Raw genomic sequence first — 16,964 nt, 5'->3', positions numbered from 1 at the left:
GTGAGCGATCTCAAGGTGTTTCGGCTCGGGGCGGACGGCCGGGACGTGGAGCTGCGGGGCTCGACGGTGGCGCTGGAGGTGGAGCTGCAGCGCCGGGTTGAGGCCGGGATGGAGCGCATGCTCGGCATCCGGTTCCTGGCGTCGGAGTACCCGACCGGCCCTTGGCACCGAGGGCGGGTGGACTCGCTCGGCCTGGACGAGAACAGCGTGCCCGTCGTGGTCGAGTTCAAGAAAGGCAACGACAGCGGCGTTGTCTCGCAAGCCGTCTCCTACCTGACTTGGCTGAAGAGCTGCCGGCACGAGTTCGAGGCGCTCGTCAGAGAGAAGCTGGGCCCAGAAGCGGCCGAGTCCATCGACTGGCGCGCTCCGCGGGCGCTGTGCATCGCGGCCGGGTACTCGCATCACGACCGGGTCGCGGTCGGTGATCTGGGCCGGTCCTGGCGGATCGAGCTGGTGCGCTATCGGATCTTCGACGGCGGCCTGCTGAGCCTTCAGCTCGTCGAACCGGTCTCGGGGGCCGTCAGCCCGGCGGCTGTCCGCCGCTCGAAGGCGGCCGTGGTGCCGTCGACTGCGGTCGAGGCCGAGGAGCTGCCGGTTCCGGCTGACGTCCCAGAGTGCCTCCAGGATCTGTACGGCGAGCTGGACGAGGTGCTCACCGCGTCGGGCGAGGTGGAGGTCGTCGCCCTCCGGCATTACATCGCCTACCGCCGTCTGCAGAACGTGGCGAGCGTGATCTTCCGGCCGTCGGCTTCACACCGAGCGATCCTGCTGTACCTACGGCTGCACCCGGACACGGTGGAGCTGGAGAAGGGTTTCACGCGCGACATGCGCGGGATCGGGCACCTGGGCACCGGGGACCTTGAGGTGCGGATCGCCTCGGCGGCCGACCTGGAGAAGGCGGTGCCGCTGATCCAACGGGCGGTGCAAGCGGCCTGATGAAGGCGCGAGGGCGGCTGGAGCATCATGCTCCAGCCGCCCTTCTGCCTCTGCGGCCCGGACAGCGCTGGCTGCCCGGCGTTCTCACGGTCACGCCTCCGGTCCGGCGAGGACGAAGTCGTTTTGGGTCAGCTCTGCTCGCAGCCGCTGGTCGGCGATCTCCGCGTAGTGCGGGGAGAGTTCGACGCCGACGAACTGCCGGCCCTCGCGCAGGGCGGCGACGCCGGTCGAGCCGCTGCCGGCGAAGGGGTCGAGGACAGTTCCGCCTTCGGGGCAGATCTGGACGAGCTGCTGCATGATCTCCACCGGCTTCTGGGTGATGTGCACCCGGTCCTTGCGGGGCTGGGAGGCGATGAAGTGGCCGGGCAGGTAGATCGCCCGGCTCTTGTCGAGGGTGCCCTTGGTCCCCCAGCTGATGAACTCCGCGGACTGCTTGAAGCCGCCCTTGCGCGGTCGGCTGGCGGGCTTGATCCACGGGATGGTGCCCTGCCAAGTCCAGCCGGCCATCTGCAGGGCGTCGCTCGTGGTGGGTTCCTGCCTCCAGTCGGAGAAGACCATCGCGACCGCGTGCTCGGTGCTCGCCCGGTACGCCTCGGTCAGCAGGTCGGTGAGCCACGCCCGGTAGGAGCGCTGGTCGCGGTTCTCGCCGGGGAAGGTCTGGAGGTCGTGGGCGCTGCCGCTGGTGACGTACTTGGTGCGGGCGTCGCGGCTGGTGCGCTCGGAGCTGGTCCGTCCGCCGGAGTTGTACGGCGGGTCGGTGATGACGGCGTTGACGGACTCGGCGGGCAGGGTCTTCAGCACGGTCAGGGCGTCGCCTCGGTGCAGCGTGTAGGTCACGGGTTCCTCTTTCAGGACAGGGGTGGGCCCGCTCCGGGCGACGCCCGGCGGCTGCCGCCAGGAGCGGGGATGACGGGGACGGTAGCGGCGATCGACGGCCGCACCTAACGAGCGGTTCCCTGGGGATCGGCCCTGGTGGGGGGTCGTTTGGTGCGGCCGGATTTCGCGTCTACTGTCTCGCCATGCCAACCGGGCAGGGGCCAACTCGGCCCGGCTCGGCGTGCATTGATCCGCGCTGCCTCGTCCAACCAGGGCTGTCTACGGATCGCTGTCCCCTACCCCCGCCCTGAGGAGTCGCTGTGTTCCGGCTGAGATTACGAGCGCGGCTGGCTGCCGCGTGTGACCCGAGACCGGCGTCCGGGAGCTACCAACTCCCGTGATCCGGGCCCGCCCTGAGCAAGGGCGGTTTCACCACCGGCGCGGTGCCGGCGACTTCTTCGCACGAGAGGCCGGCACCGCGCCCTCCTACGAACCCCGCAAGGAGCCGCTGCAATGCAGCATGCCCTGGCACACCCGTGCCCTCATCCGCCTCCGTCAATCGCCGGGCGCCGCCCGGGTGATCGGCGGCGGCCGTGAAGAAGACTGTCGGTGCGCTCGTCGGTGTCGTCGCCTGCGGCCCGCTGCTGCTCGCCCTGCCGGTGGTGATCGTCGGCGCGGGCAACGCGTCGGCCACGTCCGGATCGTGTCCGCCGGGCGGTGGTCCACAGGGTGTGGACAGCTCCGCTGTCGCGGCGCAGGTGGAGTCGATCCTCAAGGGCTCCAGTCCACTCAGCGCTCCGAGCGTGGCAGGGCTGGACAAGCCGGACGAGCAAGTCCCCAACGCCAAGACCATCCAGGCCACGGGCGTCGCCATGCACATTCCCATCCGTGGTCAGATCGTCGCCCTTGCGACCGCCCTGCAGGAGAGCGGACTGCGGAACGTCAACGGGGGCGACCGGGACTCGCTGGGCCTGTTCCAGCAGCGGCCCTCGCAGGGCTGGGGCACGGCGGCGCAGATCATGCAGCCGGTGTACGCCTCGACGAAGTTCTACGAGGCGCTCAACCAGGTCAGTGGGTGGCAGTCGATGACCGTCACCCAGACCGCCCAGGCGGTGCAGAGGAGCGGCTACCCCGACGCCTATGCGAAGTGGGAGCCGCTCGCGACCGCGTTGCAGAAGGCGATCGAGCCGCTGCTCGCTCCCGCCGGCACGGCCTCGCCGCTGCCCGGAGGGAGCCCGACGCCGACACCGTCCCCTTCAGCCGGCGCCACCGCGAGCCCCTCGCCGGGCACCAGCAGTTGCGCGACGTCGACGACGGCCGGCGACGGCACCGACTTCGGGACGATCCCGGCCGGCTCTCTGCCGAGCGGGTACACGGTCCCGGCGGACGCGCCGCAGCAGGTCCAGACCGCGATCCGCTGGGCGCTGGGCCAGTTGGGCACCCCATACCAGTGGGGCGGGTCGTGCGCCAACGCGCACGGGCCGGACCCGATGGGCCGGTGCGACTGCTCCTCGCTGATGCAGATGGCCTACAAGGCCGCCGGCGTCTCCCTGGAACGGACCACCTACGCCCAGGTCAAGCAAGGCACCGCCGTGTCGACGGACGCGCTCAAGCCCGGTGACCTGCTGTTCACCCGGGGAAGTGCCGCCGTGCCGGAGCACGTCGGGATGTTCATCGGCTCGGGGCTGATCGTGCACGCTCCCAAGACCGGTGACGTGGTCAAGATCTCGACCCTCGCCGAATGGCGTCCGGAGATCCTCGCGGCCCGCCGCATCGTCTGACCGGCGCCTCTCCTCTCACCGTTCTTCTCCCTCTCCGGGCTTGCCTTCGCGCGCCCACATCCGAACTGGAGTTCTTCATGTACCTCGCGGACGCGGTCACGCAGCTCGCATACGACCCCGGCATCACCCCCAACGAGGGTGGCCTGCCCGGACTTTCGGTGCTCAAGCAGGTGATGGGCTCGATCAACTTGTTCGGGATCATCGCGATCGTCGGGGCGCTCGCGGTGAGCGCCGGGGTGTGGGCCTGGGGCCACCACTCCGGCGGCCACCAGGCCGAGGCCAACGGCAAGAAGGGCGTGCTGGTCAGCGCGGGCGCCGCGCTGCTGATCGGCGCGGCGAACGGCATCGTGGCGTTCTTCTCCGGGCTGGGCGGCCAGGTCCACTGATGCAGAAACGTTCCATCACCCGTGAAGGCGTGTCCGGCGGCGCATCGCGCGTGCGCCGCCGGGCGCTGCTCGGCCTGGTGGTCCTGGTGGCCCTCATGGTCCTGGCCGGCGCACTCGCCTACTTCACCCGCGGCACCCGGCCCGCGCCCAACCATCCTTCGCACATCGTGAGTTCGCCCGCCATTCCCACACCGGCCGTGTCCGCGTCGGCGGGGCCGAAGGACGGTGCCGCTTCGCTGCCGGGTCCGCCGTCGACGCACGATCCGATCGCCTATGCGAAGGCGGCGGCGGTGGCGCTGTGGTCGTACGACACCCGCTCGTACTCGCAGTCGGAGCTGGTGGCTAGCCTGCACCGGTGGCTGACGCCCGAGGGGAGCTACGTCGACGCCGATTCGGTGGACCGTCCGGTGCCCTCGCCTCTGCTGTGGGGGCGGATGGCCGACTCCGGCCAGTTCGCCACCGCGACCGTGGAGGAGGCGCACTTCCCGGACACGTTCACCAGGGCGCTGCAGGCCGATCCGGGAGCGATCAAGCAGGCGTACATCTACGCCGTCACCGTGACCGGCAAGCAGTCGATCTCCTGGAACGGTGCGCCGCAGGGCGGGGCCGAGGACCGCTCGTCCACCCTCGCCGTCCAGTGCCGCCCCGACCGTCCCTGCGCTCTGGTCGGCGTGTTGCCGACCGTCTCGCCCTGACCCGAGGAAGGAGGTTCCCCTCATGGATGTCTGCAACATCCCGATGATCAACCAGGTCTGCGACGCGGTCGACGCGATCAACTTCGTCTCGGACCCGGGCAAGAGCATCACCGACGGCATCGGCGCGTGGATCACGAAGTCGATGACGGAGCTGGCGACCAGCGCCGTCAACCTCGCCTCGCGAGCGGTCGACCAGACCACGGCCATCGACCTGAATGCCCCCTGGTTCAGGAGCAATTATCAGCTTATCCTGCCGATCGGCCTGGTCCTGACCGTCGGTACGTTCTGTGCGCAGCTGATCCTGGCCGCCTGGCGCAGGGACGACCGGGCCCTGGCCCGTGCGGCCTGGGGCACCATGACCGGTGTCCTGTTCTCCTTCTGCGCGATCTCCTTCACCGCCGTGGCGGTAACCGTGGTCGATGCCCTGTCCGCCGGGCTGTTCAAGGCGGCGGGCACGTCGTTGGAGGACGCGATCCGGCGGATCATCAAGGTGTCCGAGCTCGGCTTCATGTACGGGCTCGGCTGGGCGATCCCAGCCCTGGTCGCCGTCGGATGCGCGATCGGCGCGTTCCTGTACTGGGGCGTGATGGTGGCCCGCAAGGTCGGCGTCCTGATCATGGTCGTGCTCGCCAGCTTCGCCGGGGCCGGCGGCGGCTGGGAGGTGGCCCAGCGCTGGCGGCGCGGCTGGATCGAGGCCACCGCCACCCTGGTGGTCTCCAAGCTCCTGATGACCGTCGTGTTCATCACCGGCGTCTCCGCGATCGGCAACTCCGACGCCAAGGACGGGATGGCCGCCCTCTCGGACGTCATGGCCGGTGTCGTGATCATGGTGCTCGTCCTGCTGTGCCCCTACGCCGTCTACAAGTTCATCCACTGGGCAACCGACGGCAGCGGCCACGACGACATGCACCGCACCGGTGTCGCCGGCATGGCGGTTGCCGCCGGGGCCGCGAAGACCGCTGCCGGCCTCGCGATGCAGATGGGTACCGGTGTTCCGGCCCCGCAGGGCCCCAGCCAGGTCCCGGGGATGGACGGCGGCGGCGTCTCCTCCGGCATCGATCCGACCGGGCGGGTCAGTAAGGAGGGCATCGACGCCGGGCCCGCGCAGCAGCCGACGAAGTTCCGCTTCGGCGAGGATCCGAGCGCGCCCGGCGACCGCGGACGTGCCCTGGTCACCCGGCCCGGCATTCCGGCGCTGATCACCCGGGCCTCCTCCGGTGGCGGTGAGGGTCCGTCGAAGTCCGGCGGCCAGGAGGCACCGGTCGCCCCGAGCATCCGGAGCGCTTCGGAGGGCTCGGCCGCGCCGTCCGCACCTGGTGCGGCCCCGGGACCGGGCGTGCCTGCGCCATCGGCACCTGCGGTCCCCGCCGTTCCGGCACCGCCCGCGACGAGCGTGCCTGCGCCGAGCGGAGCCTCTGCTCCCGATCCGGTCCGGTTCGTCTACCCGAACCGGCCGAGCAATCCCGGTTCCTGACCGGTACCCCCTTTCCCCGGGGCGGGCGGCGGCCCGCCGCCCGCCCCGGGCCCCACGACCAGGGAAGGAGTCCCTCGATGCAGTCCAGAAGAGTGCCGCGCTCCCGCCCGCCGCCCGCACGCTCACCCCCCCTCTGGAACCCCGATGTCCTCCTCGACGCCCGATGCCACCCCTGTGTCCGTCAAGTTCCCCCACCGCTCCAAGCGCGGCATCCTGCTCGGCCTGAGCGCACCGCAGCTGATCACCACCGCCGCCGCCGGCCTGCTCCTGCTCGCCGTCCTCACCACCCGGGGCGTCACCGGCGCCCTCCAGTTCCTCCCCGTGTGGGGCGTGATAGCCCCGTTCGTGTTCGTCCGCTACCGGGGCCGTATCCTCGCCGACTGGGCTCCGATCGCCGTCCGCTACGCGCTGCGCCGGTTCCGCGGACAGCTCATCTGGCTCGTCCGTCCCTCCTCCCGGCCGGTGCGCGAGGGCCTGCTGCACCTGCCTGGCAGTGCGGCCAGCCTGCGTGTGGTCACCGCCCCCGACCGCCGCTACGGTGCCGTCCACGACCCGCACGCCGGCACCCTCACCGCGATCGTGAAGGTCAGCAGCCGCGCTTACGCTCTCCTGGACCCTGGCACCCAGAACGCGAACGTGAACGGGTGGGGCCGGGCGCTGGCCGCGCTCGCCCGTACCGGCCAGGTCGCCCGGATCCAGGTGATCGAGCGGACCGTGCCCGACTCCGGCGACGGGCTTCGCCGCCACTGGGAGGAGAACGGCCACCCCGACGCGCCGCTCGCGGGAGCCCTGTACGGCGAGCTGATCCAGAACGCGGGCCCGGCCAGCGCCCCGCACGAGGCATACGTGGCCATCGCCCTCGACTTCAAGGCCGCCAAGCGCCTGATCTCGCAGGCTGGCGGTGGCCTGACCGGCGGCTTCGCGGTCCTCGCCCAGCTGACCAGCTCCTTCGAGCAGTCCGCGCGCACCGCCGGCCTCAACCCGACCGGCTGGCTGAACGCCGGCGAGATCGCCGCCGTCGCCCGAACCGCCTACGACCCCAAGTCCCGTGCTGCGCTGGACCGCTGGTCGAAGGACGGTCGCCCAGCCGCCGACCCGGCCGCCGCCGGCCCCGTGGTCGTCCTGGAGAAGGCCGACCACATCTCGACGGACTCCGCCCACCACTCCACCTACTGGGTGGAGAACTGGCCCCGTACCCAGGTCAACCCGGGCTTCCTCCACCAGGTGCTCTTCGCCTCCGGTGTGCGCCGCACCGTCTCCCTGGCTTACGAGCCCAAGGACATCGACTCCGCGATGCGCGACGTTCGCCGCAAGAAGGCATCGGTGATCGCCGACTCGGCCGAGCGGGCCCGCAAGGGACAGGTCGCCTCCGAGGCCGACTCGGTGGAGTACCAGGACATCCAGGACCGCGAGCGCCAGCTGATCGCCGGGCACGCCGACGTCGCCCTGACCGGCCTGCTGACCGTCTCAGCCGACACCGAAGACGAACTGCGCTCCGCCTGCGCCGTAGTGGAGACCGCGGCCGTCGGCGCCCAGCTCGACCTGCGCCCGCTCACCTGGCAGCAGGCCGAGGCGTTCACCGCCGCCGCCCTGCCCTTCGCCCTCGCCGCCTGATGCCGGCCCGTCTCGAATCCGAAAGAGCACCCTCATGCCGGCCACCACCGCCACCGCCCAGGACTTCGTCCCCTACGCGACCGCCGCGATCGACTTCCACCGCGCGCTCAACATCCCTACCGGGCCGCTGGTCGCCTCCCGTGCCGAACTCGACTCGCTCCACGAGCACTTGGTCTCGCTGCACGGCCTGCTCGACGCCCACGCCCAGCGCACCTTCCCGCTGCTGCCCGGGGAGGGCGACCACCTCAAGGCCGCGCGCACCCGTCTGTGGCAGGCCGCCGACCACCTCCACGCCGCCTACCACTGCTCCCCGCGGCCCGGCACCGGCGAGGTCCCCGGCCCGGACGCCTGCCGGACGCGTCTGCCCGAAGGCGCGCCCGAGCTGACCATCTGCCGACGCCACCAGGAGACAGCCCAGCTGGTCCGCCGCCGCACTACCCCCGCCGACCTGCACTCCCCGTTCACCGGCCTCACCCGCCGCTGACCCGACCATCCCGGATACGCGATCATGCCCAGGAACCGCGCCACCGCCTCCCACCTCTTCGTCCCGCGCAAGACCACCCGCGCCCAGCAGCGCGCCGCACGCGCTGAGTTCGCCGAAGCCCGCACCAAGGCCCGCACCGCCCAGGCCCCGGCCAAGCGCCGCGAACACGAGGGCGCCGACCCCGACCTGCAGCCCACCTACCCCGTCTCCGGGCGGCCGGGCCCCGCCTCCGCACGCGGCAGCCGCCTTCGCCTGCCCAAACACCGCATGACCACCGCCGTCGCCGGCGGGGCCTACCCCTTCCTCGCCGAGGCCGGCCTCGGCGCCGAGGGCATCTTCATCGGCCGCGACCTCCACGCCGAAGGCTCCTTCTGCTACGACCCGTTCGCGCTCTACAACTCCGGCCGAATAGAGGGCTTCACGAACCCGAACGCGATCCTGTGCGGCGTCATCGGCATGGGCAAGAGCGCGCTCGCCAAGTCGATCGCGACCCGCGCCATCGCCCACGGATACAAGATCTACGTGCCGTCCGACCCGAAGGGTGAGTGGTCCGGCCTGGCCGAGGCACTCGGCGGGCAGACCATCGCGCTCGGCCCCGGCCTGCCGGGGCGGTTGAACCCGCTGGACGCGCCGCAGCGGCCGGACGGGGTGAGCGAGGAGGACTGGACCAGCGAGGTCCGCAAGCGCCGCCTGCTCCTCCTGGCGAGCCTCGCGGCCACCGTCCTCAAGCGCGATCTGCTGCCGATGGAACACACCGGCCTGTCCGCCGCCCTGGACCTGGCCGTCGCCGACGCCACCGCGAACAACACGGTGCCGCTGCTCGGCGACATCGCCCGCCTGCTCGGCACCCGCGAACGCCTGGACGCCACCCTCGGCGACGAGGGGCGGATCGGCCACGCCGCCGACGACCTCGCCCACGCCCTGCGCCGCCTGGTCAGCGGCGACCTGAGCGGGATGTTCGACGCACCCTCCACCGTGACGTTCGACCCGAACGCCCCGATGCTCTCCATCGACCTGTCCCGCCTGGGCAGCAGCGGCGACGACACCGCCCTCGTCCTCGCGATGACCTGCGCCTCGGCCTGGATGGAGGCAGCGCTCGCCGACCCCACCGGCGGCAGGCGGTGGGTGATCTACGACGAGGCGTGGCGGATCATGCGCCACCTCGGCCTCCTGGAGCGCATGCAGCAGCAGTGGAAGCTCTCCCGCGGCCTCGGCATCGCCAACCTCCTGATCCTGCACCGCCTTTCCGACCTGCTGTCCGCGGGCGACGCCGGATCGCGCGGACGCGTCCTCGCCGAGGGCCTGCTCGCCGACTGCTCCACCCGGATCATCTACCGCCAGGAACCCGACCAGGTCCAGGTGTCCATGTCCCTGCTCGGCCTCACCGGTGTCGAAGCCCAGGCCATCGCCGCCCTCACCCGCGGCCGGGGCCTGTGGAAGGTCGCGGGCCTGAGCTTCATCGTGCAGCACCTCCTCCACCCGCGCGAACGCGAGCTCTACGACACCGACTTCCGACTCGCTGCCTGAGAAAGACGCCAACTGCCTTGTCCTACAACGACAACGAGTCCTACCTCGACCACTCCCGCCTCACCCCGGCCGACTTCACCGCGTTCGAGCAGATCCTCGCCGCCCGCCGCGACTCCCGCCCCTACCTCGGCTCCGGCTGGGACCTCGTCCTTACCCACACCAGCAGCACCGGCAAGCAGTGGGGGTCCACCTACGCCCTGTTCCGGCCCGGCGGCGCCTTCGGCGCTGCCGACGAGGTGTACGTGCGGGTCTACTTCGAACGGATCGGCTTCCCCGTCCCGGACCGCGAGGCGCAGATCAAGGCCGCCATCGCCCGCTCCAGTCACCTCCGGGACCAGAGCGCCCCAGCCCCAGCGGCGCCGGCACCACCGCGTCCAGATGCGCGGCGCCCGGCCCGGCGACCCTCTGCTGTACCAGCAGATTCCGGCCGAACCAAACTCCTGGATCTCCGCATCATCAGTGCCACGGCCCCCGGTGCCCGGGGGCGACCGCAGCAGGAGCACGCCATGCAACCCGACCAGCTGATCGTCCAGTTCACCGAAACCGCTTCCGGCGTCAACGCGTACGTGCACCACACCATCCGCCCGGCGGCGCACGACCCGTTCCCCGACATCACCAGGTCGCTCGCGGAACGAGGACTCCCCTGCACGACCCGGCCCGGCCCGTACATCGAAGCTGAACTGCCCGACGAAGGCCTCATGTTCATCGTCCCTCGCACCGGCAACGGCGAGGTCGTCGGCTGGTCCGCATTCCGCGAAGACCCCCGCACCAGGTCCCGCGAGGTGCTGTACGACAGCCAGCCGACCGGCCCGGACGCACGACGCGGTCGCAGCGTCGAATCGATGCTCGCCTCCATCGGCGAGCGTCTGGACCGGCTCGGCGCTCCGCCCCTGCGCCAGACTCAGGCCGTGCGGGTCAGTGCGGATTCAGTACTTCACCGCGCCGGGTTCGTCCCCGTCGTCCGGGTGCACGAGACCTACCACCGGCTCCCGGCCGCCATGGTCGACCCCGACGAGCGCCGCGCTGCCGTGACCCGGGCCGTCGACCACCTGCAGGCCAACGGCTACGCCTTTGCCTGTCCGGCCGAACTGCTCGACGCCACCCTCCCGCCGACACTGCCGCCGACACACTCGCTGGCCCAGGTCACCGAGGCCATCTCGGAGGCCGGGCACACCCGGGAGGTGGTCGAAGCGCTCAGCGAGCTGACCGCTCCCGGCGACGGCGTCCTCGACCAGGTCGTCGGCACCCTCCACGAGACGGCCTCCTGGTGGGAGGGGCTGGGCGGCGCGTCCGATCCGCACTACGCGGCGCGTCTGCGCTACATCGCGACCATGGCCGAGGGCTACGTGCGGGAGATCCGGGCGATGCGCGGCGACCTCGCTGACCGGCGCACCGCCCACCACGGCCTCGCCCGGCCCGCCCCGCAGACCGCGGCGAGCGGCGTCGACGCCCGGGTGCTCGCCGCGCTCGCCACCTCCCCCGCCTCCACCCGCACCCTCACCGGCCACCCGACCGAAGCCGTTCTCGCCGCAGTCACCGGCCCCGTCCGTTCCACCGGGCCCCGTCGGTGAACCCCGCCAGGAAGGTGCCCGCCATGTCTCGCCCGATCAGACCGCTCCCCGTCCCGCGCCCTCACCGTCCGTACCGCGAAGCGGAGTTCCACCGTGTCTTCCCCCGATCCCAGCCACCTGCCCGAAGTCGCCATCGGGCGCCACCCCGAGCACGGCATCGTCGCCGCTCTCCCCACCCAGTCGGCCGCCGCCGAGTGGATGCTGGAACGCCTCGACTTCCGGCGGATTCCAAGCCACCCGAATCTCTTCACGCTCACCGACCAGCAGCGCGAGGCTGATCAGCGCGCCGCTTGGGCCGCCAAGCTACTCACCGGCGCCGGCTACCGCGTCGACACCGACATGTCCCTGGTCCCTGCGAACACCATCGAGGCGCCACGGGTCCTTGCACACCCCGGCGTTGACGAGCCCGAGAGCCACCGACAGCCCGCTCCGGAGCCGGACATCGCCTTCGCCGAACACCCCCGGCTCGGGATCGTCGCCGCCACCGCCGACACGGTCAACGCGGTCGAGCGCGGCGGAGAGATCCTCGAAGCCCACGGCTGGCAGTTCAACCACCCTCTCGACGTCTACACCCTTCCTTCCACGGTCGGCCGGGGCGAGTCACTGGAGCGTCTGGCTTCCGCGACCACGGCCATGCACGGGGCCGGCGACCTGCGCGTGGCCGTGCAACCGCAGCTCGCCGCAGACGTCGCCGCCCACCGCGCCACGACCCACCAGGCGTTCACCACGCGCAAGTTCCGCGTCGACGAGGCCGTCCTCGCCGCCGCGCCGTCCCGGCCGCGCGCCACTGCGGCGCCTGCCGTCCCGCCGCCGGCGGCCGTCGATCCGCGCATCGCCTTCGCGCGTGCTCGCTGACCACCACCCCGATACCCAAGGAGCAGAGCAGACATGGCTGTGAAGAAGGTCTGGCAGATCACCCACTCGTGCGGGCACGAGGTGGAACGGAACCTCGGCGACCGCCCGGCCGACCGGCGGGCCGGGTTCGCCGAGTGGCTGGCCAAGCAGGAGTGCACGGACTGCTGGCGCTCGGCGAAGGCCGGCGACGAGGCGGAGAGGGCGGCGTGGCTGGAGGCCAAGCGGGCGGCCGAGCAGGCCGAATCGGAAGCCTGGTCCGAGCAGTACCGGATGCCGCCGCTGGAGGGCACCGAGAAGGGCACTACCTGGGGCACCCGCTCCCGCCACCAGGTCCTCGCCGCCTCCTACGCCGCGCTGGTCCTGGACCGCGGGATGCCGGAGTCCACGTGGGAGCGGATCGAGGACCAGGCCCGCACCATCACCCGTGCCGGCTGGTGGATCGACCAGCGCGCGTCCGACCCCGGGGACCTGCCCGAGCTGTTGGATGCCGCGACCGACGCCGACCGGCCAACGGAGAACCCCTTCGTGTGACCTTCGGGCGGTGCCCAGCGGCGGACTTCTACCACCGGTCGGCGGCCGGACCAAACCGCGAATCCTGCGGATCCTCGTCCCCGTCAGCCCGCGCCGCCGGGCACGCCGACCGATCGTCCGAGAGGGGACGCCGTGATCGCCCACCTTCAACGCGCCGCCACCACGGCCGCGCTGATTCCCGCCCTCTACGGGCCGGAGGATCCTCGCCACCGGCTGCGGCCCCGGCTGATCGCCGCCGACTACCGCGGTGCCGACAAGCAGCTGCCCCTCTTCGGCGACCCTCAGGAAGTCCTGGGCGGCGGAGTGCTGGACGCCCCGACCACGCGGATCGGCGCCCGCGCGCCCGAACGGCCGGTATGGCTGTGCTCGGTGCGCTCCGACCCCCGCCAACCGGACCTGACCGACGCCCAGTGGGCCGACGTCGCCCGGCGCCTGGTTACCGCAGCCGGTCTCGCCCCCGACGGCGACCCGGACGGCTGCCGGTGGGCCGCGATCCGCAACCTCGACCGCTCGGTGCACATCGTCGCCACCGTCGTCCGCGAAGACGGCCGCATCCGCAGCACGTACCGGGACGCCTTCCACGTGCAGGCCGAGTGCAACCGTATCGCCACCGAACTCGGCCTCACCCGGTCCGCCCCCTCCATCACCACCGCCAAGGACTACCGGATGCCCGCCCCCGTTATCACCATCAGCATCGAGCCGAGCGGCAGCGTCACCGCCAAGGGCTCCAGCGACGACCTGTCCGCCACCCTGCTCCGAACAGCCGGATTCCGGCAGACCGAGGACTGGTACGGCCGCCGGCACCGGCTGCCCACCACTACCGCCCCCGCCGACCGGGCCGCCATCGCCACCCACGCCACCGAGATGCTGCGCGCCGCCCGCTACAGCGTCGACCTCGACCCGAAGCTCGACCTCAACCGGCTGACCACGCCCACCGACCCAAACGGTCTCAAGGTCACCGGCCAGCAGGTCCTCCAACTGACCGACCGCATCCGCGGCGCCGCCACCCCCGCCCAGGCGGCCGAGGCGATCGACCAGCTCCTCGACCCCGACGACGGCATCCTCGCCCGACTGCGGGAAGCGCTGGAGGCTGCAGCGGAGCAGGTCACCAACCTGGACCCCAACGAGTACGAGCTATCCGACCGCTTCTCCACCGCTGCCGAATGGGTCAGCACCGCCGAGGCAGAACTCGTGGACGCCGTCGGCGATCTGCGCTCCCTCGGCGCTCCGCCCGACGCGCGCGAACTCGCCCGCCCGGAGCAGACCGCGGCTGTCTACCCCTCGCCCGCCGTCACCAGCGCAGCGCTTGCCGTCTCCCCTGCCGCCGCCGCAGCCGGCCCGCGGACAACCGCTGGCCCTGCCGCACCGGTGCCGGTGTCGGCCGCAGCGGTCTCCGGCGCCGGCCGCACCCGCTGAAACGTTCCTCCACCTCCCCCCTCGAAGGAGAGCAAGTTCCGTGAGCCGTACCAGAGCCGAGCGCGCCCCGCCCACCGCCCGCTCGCACCCACCTGGAACCTCCCTTGCCTGCCCCGCGCACCAACGCGCCGTCGACCAGCACCGGCACCGACGCGCTCCTCTATCTCCTGTTCGGCGTCCTCGGCGCAGCCCTCGCCTTCGGCAGCCTCGCCTGGCTGACCGGCAACCTCACCAACGCCCTCGTCGGATCCGGCGGTTGGACTCCGTTCCGCGTCACCGACGCGCTGCTCCACCCCGAACGGCTGTGGCCGCACCTCACCCCGACCGCAGTACTGGTCGGCGCGCGCATCGTCCCCGGTCTGGTCACCGCTCTCCTCGGCTGCACTGCGCTCGTCATCGTGCTGCGCCGGCGCGCCGGGGCGAAGAGCGGCCTGGCTCGCAGGGCGGACATCGCGCCGCTGCTCGACAAGGAAATCACACAGAAGGCCAGGAGCCTTCGCCCGAGCCTGAAGGACCAGAAGGAGATCGCCCCGGCCGACCGCGGCATCCTGGTCGGCACGCTCTCCCCCGGCCGGGCCGAGGTCCGCGCCTCCTGGGAGGACGTGATGGTCGCCATCATGGCGCCCCGCTCCGGCAAGACGTCCGGGATCGCGATCCCCGCGATCCTCGCCGCCCCCGGCCCCGTCCTGCTCACCTCGAACAAGGCCGCCAACGACGCGTACACGGCGTGCGTCGACGCCCGCGCGAAGGTCGGGAAGGTCTGGACGCTGGACCCGCAGCAGATCGCGCACCACCCGCGCGAGATGTGGTGGGACATCCTCGCCGACGCCCGCGACCTCGCTGGCGCCAAGCGCCTGGCCGGGCACTTCGTGACCGCGAGCGTGGACGAGGCGAGCGGCTCCGACTTCTGGTCCACCGCTGCCGCCAACACGCTCGGGGCGCTGTTCCTGGCCGCCGCCAGCCACCGCCGTCCGATCACCGACGTGCTGGCCTGGCTCGCCTCCCCGGCCGACCGCACCCCCGTCGACCTGCTCGGCGACGCCGGCCACCACGCCGTCGCCGCCCAGCTCCAGGGCACCGTCACCGGGGCCACCGAAACGCGCGACGGCATCTACGAAACGGCGAGGCAGTACGCGAGCTGCCTGCTGGACCCGGAGATCGCCGCGTGGGTCACCCCCGCGCCCGGCCTGCCCGAGTTCAAGCCGTTCGACTTCGCCTCCTCCCGGGACACGCTCTTCCTGCTCAGCAAGGACGGCGGCGGCTCCGCCTCGGCGATCATCGCGGCTGCGGCGGACGCCATGATGCGCGCAGCCGTCATCGTCGCCGAACGCAACGGCGGCCGGCTCGACCCGCCTGCCCTGTGCGTCCTCGACGAGGCCGCGAACGTCTGCAAGATCTCGGACTTGCCCGACCTCTACTCCCACCTGGGCAGCCGGGGCGTCATCCCGATCACCATCCTGCAGTCCTACCGGCAGGGCCAGCGCTGCTGGGGCGAGGCCGGCATGGACGCCCTCTGGTCCGCCGCCACCACGAAGATCATCGGCTCGGGCATCGACGACGCCGATTTCGCGGACCGCCTCTCCCGGCAGATCGGCGAGCACGACGTGCAGACCATCTCCGTCTCCAACTCCGATGGCGGCAAGTCGACTTCGGTGTCGATGCGCACCGAACGGATTCTGCCGCCGGACGAGATCCGCGCGCTCCCCAAGGGCAAGATCCTCCTGTTCGCCACCGGCATGCGGGTCGCGATGCTCGACCTCAAGCCCTGGTACAAGGAGCGCTCCGCCAAGCAGATCGGCCCGGCCTCCGCCCGCGCCACCCAGGCCATCACCGAACGGGCCCTCGCCAAGTCCCGTGACCACGACGGATTCGGGCTGGCGGCATGACCATCTCGAACGCCTCCGCCCTCAACCGCTCGGGGTTCGGCTCCCAAGTCGCAGTGCCCGATCCACCGTTCGCCGGGCCAAGCTGGCGTCAACCACGCAGTGGCACGTGGGTCTACCAGGATGCCCCGGGTACTGCCCACGTACAGGCTGTCCTGCTGGATGACGGGAACTGGTTCCTGGACCTGTGGTCGGCGCAGTCCCGGCTGCTCGCCTGCGGTTCGGCTCCCGCGAGCGAGGTCGCCGCCCTCGCCCCGGCGCTCACCGCCAACGCCGCCCGGTGGGCACCGCCGTCCGGCCTTGACGCCTCCCAGCGCCGCTTCACCGCAACCGCCGAGGCCGTGCATGCCCACGGCCGCCCCGCACCGGACGAGGCCAGGGTCCGCGCGGCCACCGCCGCCTCGCCTGCCCGGCCCAGGGCCCTTGCGACCGAGACGCCGGCCACCGCACCAACTGCCGCGCCCCCAGCCCGCCGGCGCCGCTGAATCCGCCCAACTCCCCGAGGAGCTCTCCATGTCCGACAACAACTCGCCCACCCGACGTGGCCGTCCGACGCCGCTCACCGCTGCGCCGGTCGTCCGCCGGGGCAGCCAGTGGTGGCTGATTGCTGGCGACGGCTCGATCCCGGCCACCGACCCCACGTTCACCGGTGAGCTGGACCGCTTCGCCGCCGCGAAAGCCGCCGCCGACCGCGCGGTCGAACAGCTCCGCGCCCAGCAGCGGGAGCGGTAGATGGACCCGCTGCTTCGGGGCGAGCAGGCCGTGCTCGGCGCGGTCCTGCTCGACCCGCGCCAGCTCGGCAACCTCGACTGGCTGGAGGCCCGCGACTTCTACCGGCCCGCGCATCAGGCTCTGTTCACGGCGCTGCGCGGGCTCCGCTCCGACGGGCACCCGGCGTTCACCGCCAAGGGCGCGGTGCCGCTGGCGTGGTTGACCGACACGCTCGCCTAGGCCGGCAAGCACGTGCGCGGGCTCACCGCCTCGTACCCGCACAC

Annotated in this window: 17 protein-coding genes; 16 read left to right on the top strand and 1 reads right to left on the bottom strand. The window is 72.0% G+C overall.

Going from position 1 to position 16,964, the window contains the following annotated elements:
* Positions 1-936 carry a DUF5655 domain-containing protein gene (locus tag ACZ5GH_RS27150; RefSeq protein ID WP_464335500.1) on the top strand — a complete coding sequence of 312 codons (936 nt, stop codon included), beginning with the start codon at positions 1-3 and terminating at the stop codon, positions 934-936.
* A 90-nt stretch (positions 937-1,026) separates the two neighbouring features.
* Here the strand turns inward: ACZ5GH_RS27150 and ACZ5GH_RS27145 are convergent, their stop codons facing one another.
* Entirely contained in the window at positions 1,027-1,773 is a 747-nt protein-coding gene (locus ACZ5GH_RS27145) for a DNA-methyltransferase (RefSeq protein WP_464335499.1), read from the bottom strand.
* Positions 1,774-2,345: 572 nt separating this feature from the next.
* Here ACZ5GH_RS27145 and ACZ5GH_RS27140 point away from each other — a divergent pair.
* From ACZ5GH_RS27140 to ACZ5GH_RS27070, 15 genes are all read left to right on the top strand, one after another.
* Positions 2,346-3,533: a C40 family peptidase gene (locus tag ACZ5GH_RS27140; RefSeq protein ID WP_464335498.1), complete on the top strand. Its 1,188-nt coding sequence runs from the start codon at positions 2,346-2,348 to the stop codon at positions 3,531-3,533.
* Positions 3,534-3,610: 77 nt separating this feature from the next.
* Positions 3,611-3,919, top strand: a complete 309-nt coding sequence (locus ACZ5GH_RS27135; RefSeq protein ID WP_360462222.1) for a DUF6112 family protein — start codon at positions 3,611-3,613, stop codon at positions 3,917-3,919.
* Entirely contained in the window at positions 3,919-4,614 is a 696-nt protein-coding gene (locus ACZ5GH_RS27130) for a hypothetical protein (protein ID WP_464335497.1), read from the top strand. The genes ACZ5GH_RS27135 and ACZ5GH_RS27130 overlap by 1 nt, the downstream gene beginning before the upstream one ends.
* Positions 4,615-4,636: 22 nt before the next feature.
* Positions 4,637-6,088: an SCO6881 family protein gene (locus ACZ5GH_RS27125; protein WP_464335496.1), complete on the top strand. Its 1,452-nt coding sequence runs from the start codon at positions 4,637-4,639 to the stop codon at positions 6,086-6,088.
* A 144-nt stretch (positions 6,089-6,232) separates the two neighbouring features.
* On the top strand, positions 6,233-7,702 hold the full coding sequence (locus ACZ5GH_RS27120) for an SCO6880 family protein (RefSeq protein WP_464335495.1): 1,470 nt from the start codon (positions 6,233-6,235) through the stop codon (positions 7,700-7,702).
* Positions 7,703-7,736: 34 nt separating this feature from the next.
* Positions 7,737-8,186, top strand: a complete 450-nt coding sequence (locus ACZ5GH_RS27115; protein WP_464335494.1) for a DUF6238 family protein — start codon at positions 7,737-7,739, stop codon at positions 8,184-8,186.
* Positions 8,187-8,210: 24 nt separating this feature from the next.
* Positions 8,211-9,713, top strand: a complete 1,503-nt coding sequence (locus ACZ5GH_RS27110; protein WP_464335493.1) for an ATP-binding protein — start codon at positions 8,211-8,213, stop codon at positions 9,711-9,713.
* A gap of 17 nt (positions 9,714-9,730) precedes the next feature.
* Positions 9,731-11,284, top strand: coding sequence for a hypothetical protein (locus tag ACZ5GH_RS27105; RefSeq protein WP_464335492.1), 1,554 nt, complete (start codon positions 9,731-9,733; stop codon positions 11,282-11,284).
* A 93-nt stretch (positions 11,285-11,377) separates the two neighbouring features.
* Positions 11,378-12,139, top strand: coding sequence for a hypothetical protein (locus tag ACZ5GH_RS27100; protein WP_464335491.1), 762 nt, complete (start codon positions 11,378-11,380; stop codon positions 12,137-12,139).
* Positions 12,140-12,172: 33 nt separating this feature from the next.
* Positions 12,173-12,670 carry a hypothetical protein gene (locus ACZ5GH_RS27095; RefSeq protein ID WP_464335490.1) on the top strand — a complete coding sequence of 166 codons (498 nt, stop codon included), beginning with the start codon at positions 12,173-12,175 and terminating at the stop codon, positions 12,668-12,670.
* Between the two features lie 132 nt (positions 12,671-12,802).
* Positions 12,803-14,086 (top strand): hypothetical protein, encoded by a 1,284-nt coding sequence (locus tag ACZ5GH_RS27090; RefSeq protein ID WP_464335489.1) that lies wholly within the window; start codon positions 12,803-12,805, stop codon positions 14,084-14,086.
* 104 nt (positions 14,087-14,190) lie between these two features.
* Positions 14,191-15,972 carry a type IV secretory system conjugative DNA transfer family protein gene (locus tag ACZ5GH_RS27085; protein ID WP_464335488.1) on the top strand — a complete coding sequence of 594 codons (1,782 nt, stop codon included), beginning with the start codon at positions 14,191-14,193 and terminating at the stop codon, positions 15,970-15,972.
* Positions 15,969-16,454: a hypothetical protein gene (locus tag ACZ5GH_RS27080; protein WP_464335487.1), complete on the top strand. Its 486-nt coding sequence runs from the start codon at positions 15,969-15,971 to the stop codon at positions 16,452-16,454. The genes ACZ5GH_RS27085 and ACZ5GH_RS27080 overlap by 4 nt, the downstream gene beginning before the upstream one ends.
* 28 nt (positions 16,455-16,482) lie before the next feature.
* Positions 16,483-16,701: a hypothetical protein gene (locus ACZ5GH_RS27075; protein ID WP_464335486.1), complete on the top strand. Its 219-nt coding sequence runs from the start codon at positions 16,483-16,485 to the stop codon at positions 16,699-16,701.
* Positions 16,702-16,920 carry a DnaB-like helicase N-terminal domain-containing protein gene (locus tag ACZ5GH_RS27070; RefSeq protein WP_464335485.1) on the top strand — a complete coding sequence of 73 codons (219 nt, stop codon included), beginning with the start codon at positions 16,702-16,704 and terminating at the stop codon, positions 16,918-16,920. It abuts the gene before it with no gap.
* Positions 16,921-16,964 lie beyond the last annotated feature (44 nt).

Source organism: Kitasatospora sp. Xyl93, from assembly GCF_055383135.1.
Note: the sequence above shows the minus strand (reverse complement) of the source record. Positions and strands in the feature narration are given on the sequence as shown.

Coding starts and splice junctions, on each gene's coding strand:
- ACZ5GH_RS27075 (WP_464335486.1), top strand. CDS start 16,483: ATGTCCGACAACAACTCGCCCACCCGACGTGGCCGTCCGACGCCGCTC.
- ACZ5GH_RS27110 (WP_464335493.1), top strand. CDS start 8,211: ATGCCCAGGAACCGCGCCACCGCCTCCCACCTCTTCGTCCCGCGCAAG.
- ACZ5GH_RS27080 (WP_464335487.1), top strand. CDS start 15,969: ATGACCATCTCGAACGCCTCCGCCCTCAACCGCTCGGGGTTCGGCTCC.
- ACZ5GH_RS27125 (WP_464335496.1), top strand. CDS start 4,637: ATGGATGTCTGCAACATCCCGATGATCAACCAGGTCTGCGACGCGGTC.
- ACZ5GH_RS27130 (WP_464335497.1), top strand. CDS start 3,919: ATGCAGAAACGTTCCATCACCCGTGAAGGCGTGTCCGGCGGCGCATCG.
- ACZ5GH_RS27095 (WP_464335490.1), top strand. CDS start 12,173: ATGGCTGTGAAGAAGGTCTGGCAGATCACCCACTCGTGCGGGCACGAG.
- ACZ5GH_RS27070 (WP_464335485.1), top strand. CDS start 16,702: ATGGACCCGCTGCTTCGGGGCGAGCAGGCCGTGCTCGGCGCGGTCCTG.
- ACZ5GH_RS27135 (WP_360462222.1), top strand. CDS start 3,611: ATGTACCTCGCGGACGCGGTCACGCAGCTCGCATACGACCCCGGCATC.
- ACZ5GH_RS27120 (WP_464335495.1), top strand. CDS start 6,233: ATGTCCTCCTCGACGCCCGATGCCACCCCTGTGTCCGTCAAGTTCCCC.
- ACZ5GH_RS27115 (WP_464335494.1), top strand. CDS start 7,737: ATGCCGGCCACCACCGCCACCGCCCAGGACTTCGTCCCCTACGCGACC.